At 40.5% G+C, this 13863-nt stretch carries 17 protein-coding genes and 1 riboswitch; of the genes, 13 read left to right on the top strand and 4 right to left on the bottom strand.

What is annotated here, in order from left to right:
• Positions 1–8 precede the first annotated feature (8 nt).
• Positions 9–626 carry a pyroglutamyl-peptidase I gene (locus MKY07_RS05725; RefSeq protein WP_339264060.1) on the top strand — a complete coding sequence of 206 codons (618 nt, stop codon included), beginning with the start codon at positions 9–11 and terminating at the stop codon, positions 624–626.
• A 130-nt stretch (positions 627–756) separates the two neighbouring features.
• On the opposite strand, the gene MKY07_RS05730 is transcribed toward MKY07_RS05725, so the two are convergent.
• Complete coding sequence (locus tag MKY07_RS05730) at positions 757–990, bottom strand: hypothetical protein (RefSeq protein ID WP_008408021.1); 234 nt, start codon at positions 988–990, stop codon at positions 757–759.
• Positions 991–1286: 296 nt separating this feature from the next.
• Here MKY07_RS05730 and MKY07_RS05735 point away from each other — a divergent pair, with 296 nt between their 5' ends.
• The 12 genes from MKY07_RS05735 (at position 1287) to MKY07_RS05790 (ending at position 10057) form a co-directional block, all read left to right on the top strand.
• The gene (locus tag MKY07_RS05735) at positions 1287–2033 is read left to right on the top strand and encodes a metal ABC transporter ATP-binding protein (RefSeq protein WP_008408022.1); all 747 of its coding nucleotides are present in this window, start codon (positions 1287–1289) and stop codon (positions 2031–2033) included.
• A gap of 15 nt (positions 2034–2048) precedes the next feature.
• Positions 2049–2915 carry a metal ABC transporter permease gene (locus MKY07_RS05740; RefSeq protein WP_008408024.1) on the top strand — a complete coding sequence of 289 codons (867 nt, stop codon included), beginning with the start codon at positions 2049–2051 and terminating at the stop codon, positions 2913–2915.
• Complete coding sequence (locus tag MKY07_RS05745; RefSeq protein ID WP_014824390.1) at positions 2912–3322, top strand: Fur family transcriptional regulator; 411 nt, start codon at positions 2912–2914, stop codon at positions 3320–3322. The genes MKY07_RS05740 and MKY07_RS05745 overlap by 4 nt, the downstream gene beginning before the upstream one ends.
• A 51-nt stretch (positions 3323–3373) precedes the next feature.
• Positions 3374–3556, top strand: a riboswitch (cobalamin riboswitch).
• A gap of 159 nt (positions 3557–3715) precedes the next feature.
• Positions 3716–4273, top strand: a complete 558-nt coding sequence (locus MKY07_RS05750; RefSeq protein WP_339264061.1) for a hypothetical protein — start codon at positions 3716–3718, stop codon at positions 4271–4273.
• Positions 4263–5216 (top strand): ABC transporter substrate-binding protein, encoded by a 954-nt coding sequence (locus MKY07_RS05755; RefSeq protein WP_339264062.1) that lies wholly within the window; start codon positions 4263–4265, stop codon positions 5214–5216. The genes MKY07_RS05750 and MKY07_RS05755 overlap by 11 nt, the downstream gene beginning before the upstream one ends.
• A gap of 198 nt (positions 5217–5414) precedes the next feature.
• Entirely contained in the window at positions 5415–5957 is a 543-nt protein-coding gene (locus MKY07_RS05760) for a bifunctional adenosylcobinamide kinase/adenosylcobinamide-phosphate guanylyltransferase (RefSeq protein WP_339264063.1), read from the top strand.
• Positions 5958–5969: 12 nt separating this feature from the next.
• Complete coding sequence (gene cobS / locus MKY07_RS05765) at positions 5970–6743, top strand: adenosylcobinamide-GDP ribazoletransferase (RefSeq protein ID WP_339264064.1); 774 nt, start codon at positions 5970–5972, stop codon at positions 6741–6743.
• Positions 6716–7321 carry a histidine phosphatase family protein gene (locus tag MKY07_RS05770; RefSeq protein WP_339264065.1) on the top strand — a complete coding sequence of 202 codons (606 nt, stop codon included), beginning with the start codon at positions 6716–6718 and terminating at the stop codon, positions 7319–7321. Before cobS ends, MKY07_RS05770 begins: the two co-directional genes overlap by 28 nt.
• The gene (locus MKY07_RS05775; RefSeq protein ID WP_065217003.1) at positions 7264–7692 is read left to right on the top strand and encodes a bifunctional adenosylcobinamide kinase/adenosylcobinamide-phosphate guanylyltransferase; all 429 of its coding nucleotides are present in this window, start codon (positions 7264–7266) and stop codon (positions 7690–7692) included. Before MKY07_RS05770 ends, MKY07_RS05775 begins: the two co-directional genes overlap by 58 nt.
• A complete protein-coding gene (locus MKY07_RS05780) occupies positions 7679–8173 on the top strand; it encodes an ECF transporter S component (protein ID WP_339264066.1) in 495 nt (164 codons plus the stop codon). Before MKY07_RS05775 ends, MKY07_RS05780 begins: the two co-directional genes overlap by 14 nt.
• A complete protein-coding gene (locus MKY07_RS05785; protein ID WP_065217001.1) occupies positions 8170–8844 on the top strand; it encodes a hypothetical protein in 675 nt (224 codons plus the stop codon). The genes MKY07_RS05780 and MKY07_RS05785 overlap by 4 nt, the downstream gene beginning before the upstream one ends.
• Positions 8845–8986: 142 nt before the next feature.
• A complete protein-coding gene (locus MKY07_RS05790; protein WP_339264067.1) occupies positions 8987–10057 on the top strand; it encodes a branched-chain amino acid aminotransferase in 1071 nt (356 codons plus the stop codon).
• A 58-nt stretch (positions 10058–10115) separates the two neighbouring features.
• On the opposite strand, the gene MKY07_RS05795 is transcribed toward MKY07_RS05790, so the two are convergent.
• The 3 genes from MKY07_RS05795 to MKY07_RS05805 form a co-directional block, all read right to left on the bottom strand.
• Positions 10116–11654 (bottom strand): flotillin family protein, encoded by a 1539-nt coding sequence (locus tag MKY07_RS05795; protein WP_014824381.1) that lies wholly within the window; start codon positions 11652–11654, stop codon positions 10116–10118.
• 18 nt (positions 11655–11672) lie between these two features.
• A complete protein-coding gene (locus MKY07_RS05800; RefSeq protein ID WP_339264068.1) occupies positions 11673–12203 on the bottom strand; it encodes a hypothetical protein in 531 nt (176 codons plus the stop codon).
• Between the two features lie 124 nt (positions 12204–12327).
• A complete protein-coding gene (locus MKY07_RS05805) occupies positions 12328–13770 on the bottom strand; it encodes a bifunctional UDP-sugar hydrolase/5'-nucleotidase (protein ID WP_339264069.1) in 1443 nt (480 codons plus the stop codon).
• Between the last annotated feature and the right edge of the window lie 93 nt (positions 13771–13863).

Raw genomic sequence — 13863 nt, forward strand, 5'->3', positions numbered from 1 at the left:
CAAGACAGATGGAGAAATTACTTTTAACAGGATTTGAACCGTTTTTATCAAATCCGATCAACCCTACAATGGAAGTGGTACAGGCACTGAACGGAAAATCAATCGGTCAGTATGAAATTGTTGGCCATGTATTGTCTGTCGATTTTGCAAAAGCACCGGAACAGTTTTTGGCACTGGTCGAAGAAGTAAAGCCGACGATTATCGTTTCATTAGGCTTAGCGGCGGGCATTACGAAAATTTCTCCGGAACGTGTTGCATTGAATGTAAAAGATGGGGAAAAGGACAATGCAGGGAATGCATTTGAGGATGCACCGATCAAAGAAGATGGGGATGTTGCGTATTTGTCGACATTGCCGATCCGTAAAATTGTCCACCGTTTAAATTCTGCAGGTTATCCGACAGCAATATCCAATTCTGCCGGAACATATTTATGTAATAATATTATGTATGAAGGTTTGTACTACGCTGCAAAGAATGAAGCAATCCGAGCTGCAGGATTTATTCATATACCTGCATCATTCGAGCTGGCGATCGAACACGGCCGGATTCCGGGCTGGTCAATGCGTGATTTAACAGCGGCCATTGAACTGGCACTCGATGTATGTGTAGGTAAGAATGCTGGATAAGGCATTTAAAGTAATGGGAAAATAATAAGACAAAAAAATCAGCCGTGTTGCGGCTGATTTTTGTTTTTATAAGTTTGGAAAATAATTTACGGAGCATTACAAAAAAATGTGTTCTGAAAAACCGTTTAAATTACAAACCGACTAACTTCATTAATTTTTTATAACGTCTATCCCCAAGCAGCTTCTGAATTTTTTTTAAAACTTCTTTTGGAACGCCGGTAAGAGCCCAGCTGATATTGGCATGCTTCAGAATTTTTTGCAGCTTCTGAACTTCTTCTATGCTCAATTCAAGTCCCTGCTGTTTGGCGAAATCCTGCAGTTGCCTGTCATTCATTCCTTTTAAGTTATCAAGCCATTGTAGCATTTGAATTATCTTCATCCTTTCAAGTTTATCCCGCATTAACGGGTAATAATTCATCTGCCTCTAAAGCGTAGCGGCAGAGCCAAGACTCCCGCCTCTAAACCTAATCAGATCGAAAAGGATAGGCGGGAGGTCAACTACCCGTAAAAGCCCGATTGGTTAAACTAACTTTCAGTGGGGGATGAAAAAAATCCCCACTGATTGAAGTTCAACCTTAATCCCTTTACATAAACAAAAAACTGCATTATACTAACTTGATGTAAATCGTAATGATTTTGAATTAGAAAGAAGCGAACGAAATGAAAAAACCATTGATAGAATTGAAGGATGTTTCCTTTCAATATGAATACACACAAGCATTGAAAAATATTTCACTACGTGTCAATGAAGGCGATTTTTTAGCATTAATTGGGCAAAACGGCTCCGGTAAATCGACACTTTTGAAATTGATTTTAGGACTGTTAAAGCCTATGTCAGGGGAAATTAAATTATTTGGCGAACAAGCAAGCCATTTTAAACACCGCGAATGGATTGGCTATGTTTCTCAAAAATCCAATGCCTTTAACTCGGGGTTTCCTGCAACGGTCGAAGAAGTCGTGAAAAGTGGTTTATCGCAAAAGGTAGGGCTGTTTAAACGCTATCCAAAAGATGCGGATATTTTAGTGAAAAGTGCTTTAAAAGATGTCGGCATGGATAAATTTCTAAAACGGAATATTGGACAGCTTTCCGGCGGGCAGCAGCAGCGTGTGTTCATTGCACGTGCTTTAGTATCCGATCCGAAGCTTCTTATTTTGGATGAACCGACAGTCGGAATTGACCGAGAAAATGTGCAGGCATTCTATGATATGCTCGCACATTTAAATAAGCATCACAATATGACGATGATTTTAGTTACACATGATGTGGACACGGTTTCGGATCGTGTCAGTCATGTAGCGTGCTTAAATCAGTCGATTCATTTCCACGGGTACAAAAATGATTTTGATACGATTTCGGAAGAACAGATTGCTAGCTGGAACGGCCACTCTGTTCGAAAGATTCACTAAGAGGAGCAGGCCGTTATGATAGAAGCTATATTAAACTATGAATTTTTGCAAAATGCCTTTTTCTCAGGGCTTGTTATTGGAGTAATTGCACCATTGCTTGGTGTATTTATCGTAGTAAGACGTTTATCGCTAATTGCGGATGCACTGTCGCATGTAACACTGGCGGGGATTGCCGGGAGCCTGTACTTGAGCCAATCGTTTGCAGCGCTGGCTTTGCTGAATCCGATTTATTTAGGGATTATCGCATCTGTAAGTGGTTCGATCTTAATTGAACGATTACGCCGACTATATAAACATTATGAAGAACTTGCAATACCAATTATTATGTCGGGCGGAATCGGTGTGAGTGCCATTTTAATATCACTTGCAAGCGGATTTAATACCGATTTAATGAGCTATTTATTTGGCTCTGTATCGGCTGTATCACGTCAGGATCTATATGTTGTGCTGGCAATTGCAGTCGTAGTTGTATTATTTTTAGTTTTATTTTTTAAAGAGCTTTTCGTATTGTCATTCGATGAGGAATATGCGAAAGCGAGCGGTTTACCTGCGAAATGGATTCATTTATTGTTCATGATCGTTGTCGCACTCGTTATCGCAGCAAGTATGCGTATTGTCGGGATTTTGCTTGTTTCAAGCTTAATGACATTGCCGGTAGCTGCAGCGATGCGTTTAGCTCGCGGTTTTAAAGAGGCGATTATTTTAGCGATTGTATTTGGAGAGCTGGCAGTAGTAATCGGACTCATTTCTGCATTTTACCTGAACTTGGCACCGGGTGGAACAATTGTTGTCACATCTATTTTGATCTTGCTATTAGTAATTTTAATCAAAAAGCTTGTTTTGAAATTCACAATTAAATCGGAAGGGGAAGAGATACTGTGAATGCAGCGCGCGCGTGGGAAATATTAAAGGATAATGGCTATAAAAAGACGGATAAACGAGAGTTGATTTTGGGTATGTTTGCAGCTACAGACAAATATTTGACTGCCCGTGATTTGTTATCAGTATTGAAAAAAGATTTCCCTGGGATGAGTTTCGATACAATTTACCGTAACCTCGCTACTTTCGTGGAGCTTGATATTCTAGAAGAAACAGAATTAAACGGTGAGCGTAACTTCCGTATGCATTGTGAGTCGGATCATCATCACCACCATTTTATTTGCCGTGATTGCGGGAATGTAAAGGAACTGTCTGTTTGCCCGATGGAAATGCTCGGTGAAAAGCTGCCGGGTTATGCTGTAGAAGCACACAAATTTGAGATTTATGGCAAATGTCCGGATTGTTTGTAAATTTCCATTGCATATTTCTGTTAATATGCTAAAGTGATTAAGACAAATTGAATAAATTTGCAGGAAAAAGATGCATTATGCATAAATGGGAATTCGGTGTAAATCCGAAGCTATTTCCGTAACTGTAAGCGTTGATGAAAATAAGTGTGAGACCACTGCTAATATAGCGGGAAGGTACTTATGAGTAAAGTGAAACGCAGAGCCAGGAGACCAATCTTTTTCTTATCGTAACATCCCTCTTCGGAATTAAAGAGAATGTACGGCAGTCACTGATCGAATGAGCATCCTTTTGCAGCACTCTTTTTTGATTTTTGAAGCCATCCATTTTCTTGGGTGGCTTTTTTTCGTACACTCGTAATTTCGTGAGGCACTACTTGAAGTGAGGAGAATTTTATGAAAAAGGATATCCGTTTTTCCTGTTATCCGTTTATGAGGGAAAAATCATGCTGCGTCGACTATGAAATCCGCACCGATTCTTTAACAACGCGAATCGGTACAGTCTTTCCGACGTTAGTTGATGATGCTTCCGGTCAGCTCGTTTTGGAAGATTTGAGGAGAATCCAACCGTTAGCTTATCATGTCAATGGTTCGGTAAGAGGTAAATTAGCCATTACATTTGAGGATTTGCAATGGCTAAGCGATCGATACGATTTTTATGTAAGTGAAGTTGGAGAAGCGATTCAGCAGTTTGTACTGCCACAAGGAATCGAAAGTGCAGCAAGACTGCATATTTGCCGCAGTGAGGCGAAAAAGTCTTACAGGGCATTACATAAAGTGAGCGAGGAAAGAGAAGTGGATGAAATTTTGTTTGATTTTCTCGGGCTGCTTGCCAATGTGTTTTTTGTCATGGCGGTCTATATGAATCAGCAGCATCAACAAGAGGAAATTCCATTTATCTCAAAATCTTATCCGACGAAAAAGAAAAAAGGGGTTACAACAAATGAAATTTAAGAACAAATGGATCGTTGCTTTAGCGGCAACATTCTTATTAGCAGCATGCGGATCAAATGATGAAAAGTCTGAAAATGATGTGAAAAAAGAAGAGCAGGCCGGTTCGAAAAGTGAAGGTGTACCGTATACAGTTGTTGATGATCGTGGTGTTGAAGTAACATTCGATGAAGTACCGGAAACGATTATTTCCCTGCAGCCTAGCAATACAGAAATTTTGTTTGAGCTGGGTGTCGGTGAACAAATTATCGGGGCAACAGAATATGATACATATCCGGAAGCCGCACAAAAAATTGAACGTGTGTCGACTTCTACTGTCATCGATGCAGAGCGAATTCTGGAATTGGATCCGGATGTCGTAGTTGCCTATACAATTGGGGAGGAAGCACAAATTGCCCAATTGGAAGATGCAGGTTTGAAAGTATTTGTAATTGCTTCGGCTGCGACATTTGATGATGTTTATACGGATATTATCCAACTGTCCGAAGTAATGGATGTAAAAGAAAAAGGCGAAGAAATTGTAGCCGACATTAAAGCACAAATCAAAACAGTACAAGAAAAAACAGCGACAATTGATACGAAGAAAAAAGCATATTATGAAGTTTCGCCAGCTCCGGATCTTTGGACTACCGGCAGCAGTACGTTCCAGCAGGAAATAATGGATCACGCCAATGTTGAAAATATTTTTGCTGATCAGACGAGCTGGATTAGTGTGACGGAAGAAGATGTCATTACTCGTAATCCTGAAATTATTATTACACCGGCAACCTATATGGAAAATGCAGTTGACGAGATTCTAGGACGCACAGGTTGGGATAAAATACAGGCAGTTTCAGAAAAGGCAGTTTATCTGGTCGATGGAGATATTATGTCCCGTCCTGGACCGCGTATTGGTGAAGCCGTTGAAATTATGGCACAATCAGTATACCCGGAACTATTTAAATAAGTATAGAATAGAAGGACATGCCTAAGTTTAGGCATGTCTTTTTCAATTAACTTCATTCAGCGGATATCGCTGAATGAAATTAATTGGCTTCCGGCGGATGTCACGACTTCGGCGATGAATTCTTTGCGCTTCAGCGCAAAGCCGAATACGGACGCAATTACGCCTCGGCGTAATTGATAAATATAAGGGGGGATACGATTGATTTTTATAACCGGTGGTGTGCGCAGCGGCAAAAGTGCTTTTGCAGAAAAATTTGCTAGGCAGTTAGGTGAAGAAAAGACGCTCTACTATGTCGCGACAGGTGTATCCTTTGATGAGGAAATGGAAAAACGAATTATCCGCCATCAGCAAGACCGCGAAAATCAGAACGCCCATTGGAACACAGTGGAAATGCAAGTACAGATTCCTTTTACGATCGAGCAGCTTTCAAATAATGATGTTGTGCTTTTTGAATGTGTGACAACATGGCTTTCGAATGTACTGTATACATATGAACAAAAAAATGAAAATAGCGAGTACATCGATAATTGTATCGAATCACTGCAAAAGCAATTGCTAACATGGCGGAAGCAAGGTGCTACAATAATAGTTGTATCAAATGAAGTGCTGGATGAACTGCCATCACAGTATGATGAGGTAAATTTGTATCGCAAATTGTTAGGTGAGCTTCATCAATGGATTGTCCAAAATAGTGATGAAGCATATGAAGTACAATTTCAGCTTGTACAGCGTTGGAAGTAAGGAGGAACCAAGTTGAAAAATAGTTTGAGCGGTTTTTTGTTAGCTTGGCAATTTTTTTCGGCAGTGCCGATAAAAAAACAGCTGGATATGAATGCCAAGTCTGTTACATGGATGTATGGATTTTTACCGATTGTCGGTTTACTTATCGGGTCCATCATTAGTAGTGGTGTATTTATACTATCTCGCTATAGTGAGGTTTCAGAGTTGCTGTTGGCGATTTTGATTGTGATCGGATTCATCGTTCTGACAGGTGGACTGCATTTAGACGGCTGGATCGATATGAGCGATGCGTTCTTTTCCTATGGAGAAAAAGAGAAACGGCTGGAGATATTAGATGATCCGCGAACAGGCGCATTTGGGGTACTTAGTGTTTTTGGTTTACTTGTATTAAAAATCGGCGTTATTTATGAAATGTTGACGTATGGGCAATTGGCGATTGTGCCATATTTAATCTTTATTCCTTTTATAGCGCGAATGGGGATGCTGCTCTATTTTGTAACGATGCAGCCGGCAAAAGAAAAGGGGCTCGCTGCTTATTTTAAAGGGATTGTCATTCGAAATAAGCTTGTTTTTTTAATTGTTTTTCAAAGTATTCTAGCATTTGTAAGCTGGTTTTACATTGGCGCACTCAGCTTATTTATTTTAGTTGTCGTGATGCTGGTAGCCGTTGTTTTTTACCGGAATTGGTCAAGGAAACATTTCGGCGGTGTAACAGGCGATTTGCTCGGTGCGCTCGGTGAAGGATTGGAGGTTGTCCTATGGCTCACGATATTACTGTGCATTTAATCAGGCACGAAAAAACGAAAGCAAATACAGAACGGAAATATATTGGCTGGACAGATGAGCCGATACTGAAAAAAGTGGAAGCCAAGATCGATCTACAGCCAGGTATCGTTTATGGGAGCGATTTACGGAGATGCCGTGAAACTTCACAATGTTATTTTCCGAATGCCGAATTTATCGCTTCCCGAAACTTGCGTGAGCTGCATTTTGGGGACTTTGAAATGTGTACATATGAACAATTGCAGCATAATGGAATATACCGGGCTTGGATTGATGACCCGATTAATCATCCGATTCCAAACGGTGAAACCTTTTTCCAGTTCAAGCAGCGTGTATTGAAAGGCTTTCGTGAAATTGTAAATGAAAAGAAAGAATATACGCTGATCGTACACGGAGGAGTGATTCGGTTATTACTTGCCGTTTACGGGGTGAAAGCGAAATTCTTTCAGCAAACAGTGGCCAATCATCGAACGATTTATACACTTGGCTGGAATACGATAGAGGAACTCATAGGAGGTGCGAGATGTACGTTATACTCGGAGGCGCACATAACGGTAAACGAAAATATGCAGAAAAAGTGATCGCGCAGTTACCGGCAAAAGAACTGATTATTTATGAAGGATACTTACCACAACCGGAAGAAATAAAAGAAAACGAGCGTTACATCGTAAGCAATTTTGAACAGATGATTTTACCGTATCTTCATGAATCCGAAGAAAAGGTAGCACAGCAAATTTTCGGACAGATTATGCAAATTGCTGAACAGGCAGAACTGATCTGTATTTTTACAGATACGAGCCGCGGTGTTGTCCCGCTTGAAAAAGAAGCACGGCAATTAAGAGATACTTGCGGTCGGCTATACCAGAAGCTTTGCAATGAAGCACAGACGGTCATTCGTGTATGGTATGGCATACCACAAATTTTAAAAGGAGATTCTCATGAACAAAACTAAATTACGTTTAATTATTTTAACAGCATTAATTGCGGCTATTTGTGTGATTGGCAGTTTTATTAAAGTGCCGGTAGGGGTCGTGGCATCAGCTGCACTCGATTCTGCTCCGGCTTTAATTAGTGCAATCTTTCTACCGCCAGTCTTTGCAGGCGCGGCAGGAGCACTCGGGCATGTCGCGACAGGATTTACATCCGGTTTCCCGCTAGGCATTTTACATCTTTTAATTGCGGCGGAAATGTTTGTGATTGTTGCGATCTTTGCAGTTATGCATCAAAAAGGCCTTCATATTTTAAAATGGATATTTGTCATTATCGCAAATGGTATTATTGCACCGATTCCATTTTATTTTCTTATTTCTACGGCATTTTACATCGGCTCGATTGCCTCATTAACAATTGCGACAGCTGTAAACTGCCTTATCGCAATACTTGTCATGCCTGTATTGAAAACAGTCGTACAGCGAGTAGGGGTTAATGTATGAGAAACTCGATAGAAGTAAACGGGTTAGTCGTTTCGATTGATAATTCGGGTTGTATCGGCACAAAAGAGCACGATATTGTACAGGTACCAAATGAAGTGACCGCCTATTTTACAGCACGTACTGCTATTTTAGAGCAACTATGCGCGGGTGCCATCCCGGTTCAATTATTAATGGCCAATTTCTCGGGCGATGATGTATGGTCAGAGTATGAGCAAGGGTTTAAAAGAGCATTTTCCGAAATGGGGTTGGAAATGCCTCCTTTAATGGGCTCGAGTGAAACGAATTTTCAGTCGCTTCAGTCGGCGGTCTCTCTTACGATGCTTGGAAAAAAACAATTCGAACGGAATACGAATCGTTGTGAGTTTTATGTTATCGGCGAACCGCTTGTTGGAAATGATGTGATAGAAAATCCACATAAAATTGCACAGTTAAATGAGGTGTATGAAGGACTGATCAATGGCATCATCCAAGCAATATGGCCAACAGGTTCTAAAGGGGTTGGGGCAGAAATTACACGTTTTGCCGGGGAAAGTTATACAACCGATGTCAATTTAACCAGTTCGGCAGGTCCATCATGTGCGGTTTTGGCTGCTGTGAAAAACGAACATGAAGAAACGTTCTTACATAGTATAACAGCACCTGTTAGAAAACTTATAAAAGCAAAAGAGTGATTGGGTAGAAATTTGCTCGAAAACTAATAAAACTGCTAGAATAAAATATTTTTTGACGGAAATTAAAAAATACTAAATTTTCTAAAAATAACATGGTATGATATAGTGTATCAACTTAAAATTAGTTAAGGAGCATGAGATTATGACAACATACCAAATTACAACTGAGTTATCAACAAATAGAAAAGAAAAAACACCTGCAGAACAGCTTGGTTTTGGTAAGATTTTTACTGACCATATGTTTGTTATGGATTATGAAGATGGAAAAGGATGGCATAATGCGACAATTACACCATATGCTCCGATTACATTAAGTCCTGCTGCGATGGTATTCCACTATGGACAAGCGGTATTTGAAGGTTTAAAAGCATATATGACAGAAGATGGGGAAGTCCAGTTATTTCGCCCGGACCGAAACTTCCAACGTTTAAATACTTCTAATGCACGTCTTTGCATTCCACCGATTGACGAGGATTTTGCATTAGAAGCATTAAAAGAGTTAATTCGAGTAGACCGTGAGTGGGTTCCGACATCACCAGGTACTTCTCTTTATATTCGACCATTTATTATTGCAACAGAGAGCTATTTAGGTGTAAATCCTGCGAAAAGCTATAAATTTATGATTATTATGTCACCGGTTGGCTCTTATTATAAAGAAGGCATTAATCCAGTCAAAATTTTAGTCGAACAGCAATACGTGCGTGCCGTAGTTGGCGGTACAGGTGAAGCGAAAACTGCCGGCAACTATGCTTCGAGCTTAAAAGGGTCAGAAATTGCTGCACAACAAGGCTATTCTCAAACATTATGGCTGGACGGGAAAGAAAATAAATACGTAGAAGAAGTCGGCAGTATGAACATCTTCTTTAAAATTTCAGGAAAAGTAATTACGCCTGCATTAAACGGCAGTATTTTACCAGGGATTACACGCGATTCGATGATTGAAGTATTAAAATCAAAAAATATCCCGATTGAAGAGCGAGCAATTGCCTTTGAAGAAGTTGTGGAAGCTGCTAAAAACGGCACATTGGAAGAGGCGTTCGGTACAGGAACTGCCGCTGTAATTTCGCCGGTAGGGGAGCTGAAATGGATGGATGATGTCATTTCTGTCAACAATGGCCAAATCGGTGAAGTAACACAAATGCTTTACGATACATTAACAGGCATCCAGTACGGTAAAGTTGCAGATACATTTGGCTGGACGGTTAAAATTTAATAAAAGAAAATACAGCATTTTCCTTTATGGAAGAATGCTGTATTTTTTATTGAACACCTTATTTTTCAAGTACTTCTTCAACTCTTGAGAAGTCTTCGCGAGGAATTATTGCCGATTTTTCAAATGCATTTTTTCCGACGTATGTTTCGATTAGTTCTTTTACATCAATACCGGAAGATGCTTTTAATGTTTCCTGCAAGCCAGCCATTAAATCCGTCGCATAGCCCGTCACTTTACCAGCACCGCCGTTTGTACCGCCTCCTGTATCAACAACTGTAATCTTGTCGATATTCGAAAGTGGACTAGCAACTTGTTTTGCGTATTCTGGTAACATTTTAACAATCATATCAAGGACAGCTGCCTGACCGTACTGTTCAAACGCTTCCGCAATTTTCTCTTTCGCTTCCGCTTCCGCAAGACCACGTAGACGGATAATTTCTGCTTCAGCCGTACCTTGTGCACGCTCTGCATCTGCTTTCGCAAGACCATCTAAACGAATGCGCTCTGCTTCAGCTTGTGCCTGTGCTTCAATACGGTATTTCTCCGCATCTGCCTGCGCAAGCTCTTTACGTTTTTGTGCTTCGGCATTTTGTTCGATCGCATAACGATCAGCATCTGCCTTTTTCTTCACTTCTGAATCGTATTGCTTTTCGCGACGCAGAATTTCTTTTTCTTCTAATTCGATTTGCTTTTGACGCTCAATAATTCGTACTTGCATTTCCTGTTCCGTTACTTCCTGTTTAGCACGTGCAGATTCCAATTCGTACGCCTGATCGGCACGGGCTTTTGCAATGTCCTGCTCGCGGCGGTATTCTGCCACTTTTAACTGATTATTTTTCTCGGCTTCTGCAATCTCAGTAGCGCGCTCTAATTCGGCCTGTTGCGCTTCCTGAGCTGCTTGAGCACGTTTAATACGTGTTTCTTTATCTGCTTCAGCAGTTGCGATATCGGCATCACGTTTCACTTGAGCGATTCGTGGTTTACCTAGAGAGTCCAAATAGCCGTTTTTATCGCGCACATCTTTAATTGTAAATGATACAATGATCAAGCCCATTTTCGCTAAATCCTGGGATGCGACACGTTGTACTTCCTGCGAGAATTTATCACGGTTTTTATAGATTTCTTCTACCGTCATCGAACCTAAAATCGAACGTAAGTGACCTTCCAGTACTTCGCGTGCTTCACTTTCGCGTTCCTGTTTATCTTTTCCTAAAAATTGCTCGGCCGCTGTTGCAATTTCCGAAATTGAGCCACCTATTTTAATGATTGCTGTTCCATCTGCCATTACAGGAACGCCTTGTTCTGTATAAACTTCCGGAGTCGTTACTTCTAATTTACTTGAAAGTAGACTTAATGGTTTTGCCTGCTGGAAAACCGGGAATACAAATGTACCACCACCGCGGATAATTTTAATACGATTTCCTGAATCGTCGGTATGTACATTTTTGCTGCCTAAATAACTACCTGTTACGATTAATGCTTCATCCGGACCAGCTGTGCGATATTTCATAATATAGACGGCTACAAGAGCGACAATTAGAAATACGACTACCCCAACTGCTATTAAAATTCCAGATATACCTGCTAAACCTGACATAAAAATTCCTCCCTGTTTCTAAAAATGAATTTCTTCTTTCTCATAAATCGCGACCATTGCTGTACCATCACGCATCTCAATAATTAAAACCTGTGTGTCATACGGTATCTCTACTTTATGATAACTTGCTGCACGCTTTGATATAATGCCGTTTGCCGTTTCAATCACCATTTCCCCGAAACCATCAAGAGGAACGGGAACAATCACTTTTCCTGTCTGACCTTCAAGCGATTCATCTGTATAGGCAAGGGACACTTCCGCTGAACGTAAAGGAACGAGCAGGAAAAAATAGAGAAGCGCTGTCAATAAACTTGCAATTAAAAGAGCAATGATGAATATGATGAAACTTGTTAATCCTGTAAACTGTTCCAGCAAGTAACCCGCAGCCGAAGTGAATGTAATAAACGATAGGATTACAGCTGGGTCAAAAAATGGCGTTCCATCGATGGACACATCTGCAATATCTGCAAAAAATAAGTAAAGAATAGTGCAACACCCGATAACGATTAAGATGAATAAATAAATGGTTTCAATGGAATAACCAAACAAGTTGCCACCTCCTTCATGCTATTTATATAAATTTACGGATGAATTGGGAAAAAGTTTCAATTTTTTCGAAAAATAAAAAATGTATGCCAATTTAAGTGATTGACATACATAATGCGCAGATCATTTACTTCATTTGGAACTCATTTTTAATCTGAGTCGTTAGCGGACTGGTTTGTTCTATGTAATCCATCATTAAATCGGGAATGAATTTATCCGCTTCTCGAATAGGCTGTTTTTGAAACATCGGCAACTGGTGCGCCCCTGTAGCACGGTAACTATTGACGGCAACTTCAAAGATCTCATTATCCTGAATGGGATTTCCTTCAAAAGTCAGCTTTGTGACGCGTTGACCTGTTTGTTGGCGTAAATCAATTGTATAATCAATGCCGCCCCACAGATCGTAAATATACGGCTGAGGCTCCGGATAGTACACAGCCATACTAAAATCGATTTCCCCTTGATCATTTAGCGCAAAGACGGCTGCACTTTGTTCAATCGCCCGGCGGATTTCAGCGCCTGTCATTTGGATGACGAGCAGTCGGTTTGCCCGGGGGAGGTTATGTAAAACATCTTCACGGGTTATTCTCTGAGGTAAGCCCCCTTGTGAATGGTAGGGCAGTTCAATAACAGAAATTTGGGCACCGGTGTAGTGAAGCTGCATATCATGTAGCATTTGTGTATATGCGGTCATTTTTGTTCGGGGCGTAAAAAAGTCTGCATAGGTCAGCGCTTTATCCGCTGTTCCGATTTGTTGCTTTTTCCAGGCATCAAATTGGGGAAAAGACTGTATTTTTAATGTGGAATCAACTTGGACGATAGATGGTTCAAAGGAAAATGTACCATCTTCCACAGTGACATCGATTTGCGCAAAGCAATGTGCATTTGCTCCAGGTTGAACAACACCGACACCATTTTGTACTGTGGCAATTTCCAAATGCTGATGTCCTGTAATAAATAGATCAATGCCTTCTATTTCTTGAAGCATACGATAGCCTTCATTTTCGCCTTGTTCCAGATCTATTAGGTGACCGCTATGAAGATCACGTTCAAAACCGCCGTGATAGCTTAAAATGACAAGCTGTGCTTGTTCAATTTCGCGGACGTGCTTAACGTTTTTTTTCGCACATTCAAATGCGTTTTCGAAGTGCAGATGCTTTGTCGATTCACATTCATCCCAGTTTTTTGTGAAATGAGTTGTGATCCCTATGACAGCAATACGTAGCCCGTTTATTTCCTTAATAACATATGGTTTGGCAAACCCCGGGATATTTGCGGCAATCCAAGGAAAACTGCATGCATCACGGATCGATTGTATTTTTTCGGAAGAATAGTTGAATTCATGATTCCCGAAAACTGCGACATCATAGCCGAGTTTGTTCGCAAGTTCGATTTGCGGGTGCTGTTTTTCGACAATATAATCATAATAATAGCTTAAATGACTGCCCTGCAAAAAATCGCCATTATCGATTAACAGCGCGGGCTGTCTAGCAGCAATCATTTGCGCAAGCTGTGAAAAACGTTCTGTATGTCCATGAATATCGCTCGTCGCAATAATAGTAAATTTCATTGAGATAACTTCCTTAATATTTGATTTTCCTTATTATAGCGTGAATAATTGCGCAACAGTTCTGAAAGTGCTTAAATAAATATATAAGCAGTT

The sequence above is a fragment of the Solibacillus sp. FSL W7-1472 genome, from assembly GCF_037969775.1.
Classification (GTDB): domain Bacteria; phylum Bacillota; class Bacilli; order Bacillales_A; family Planococcaceae; genus Solibacillus; species Solibacillus silvestris.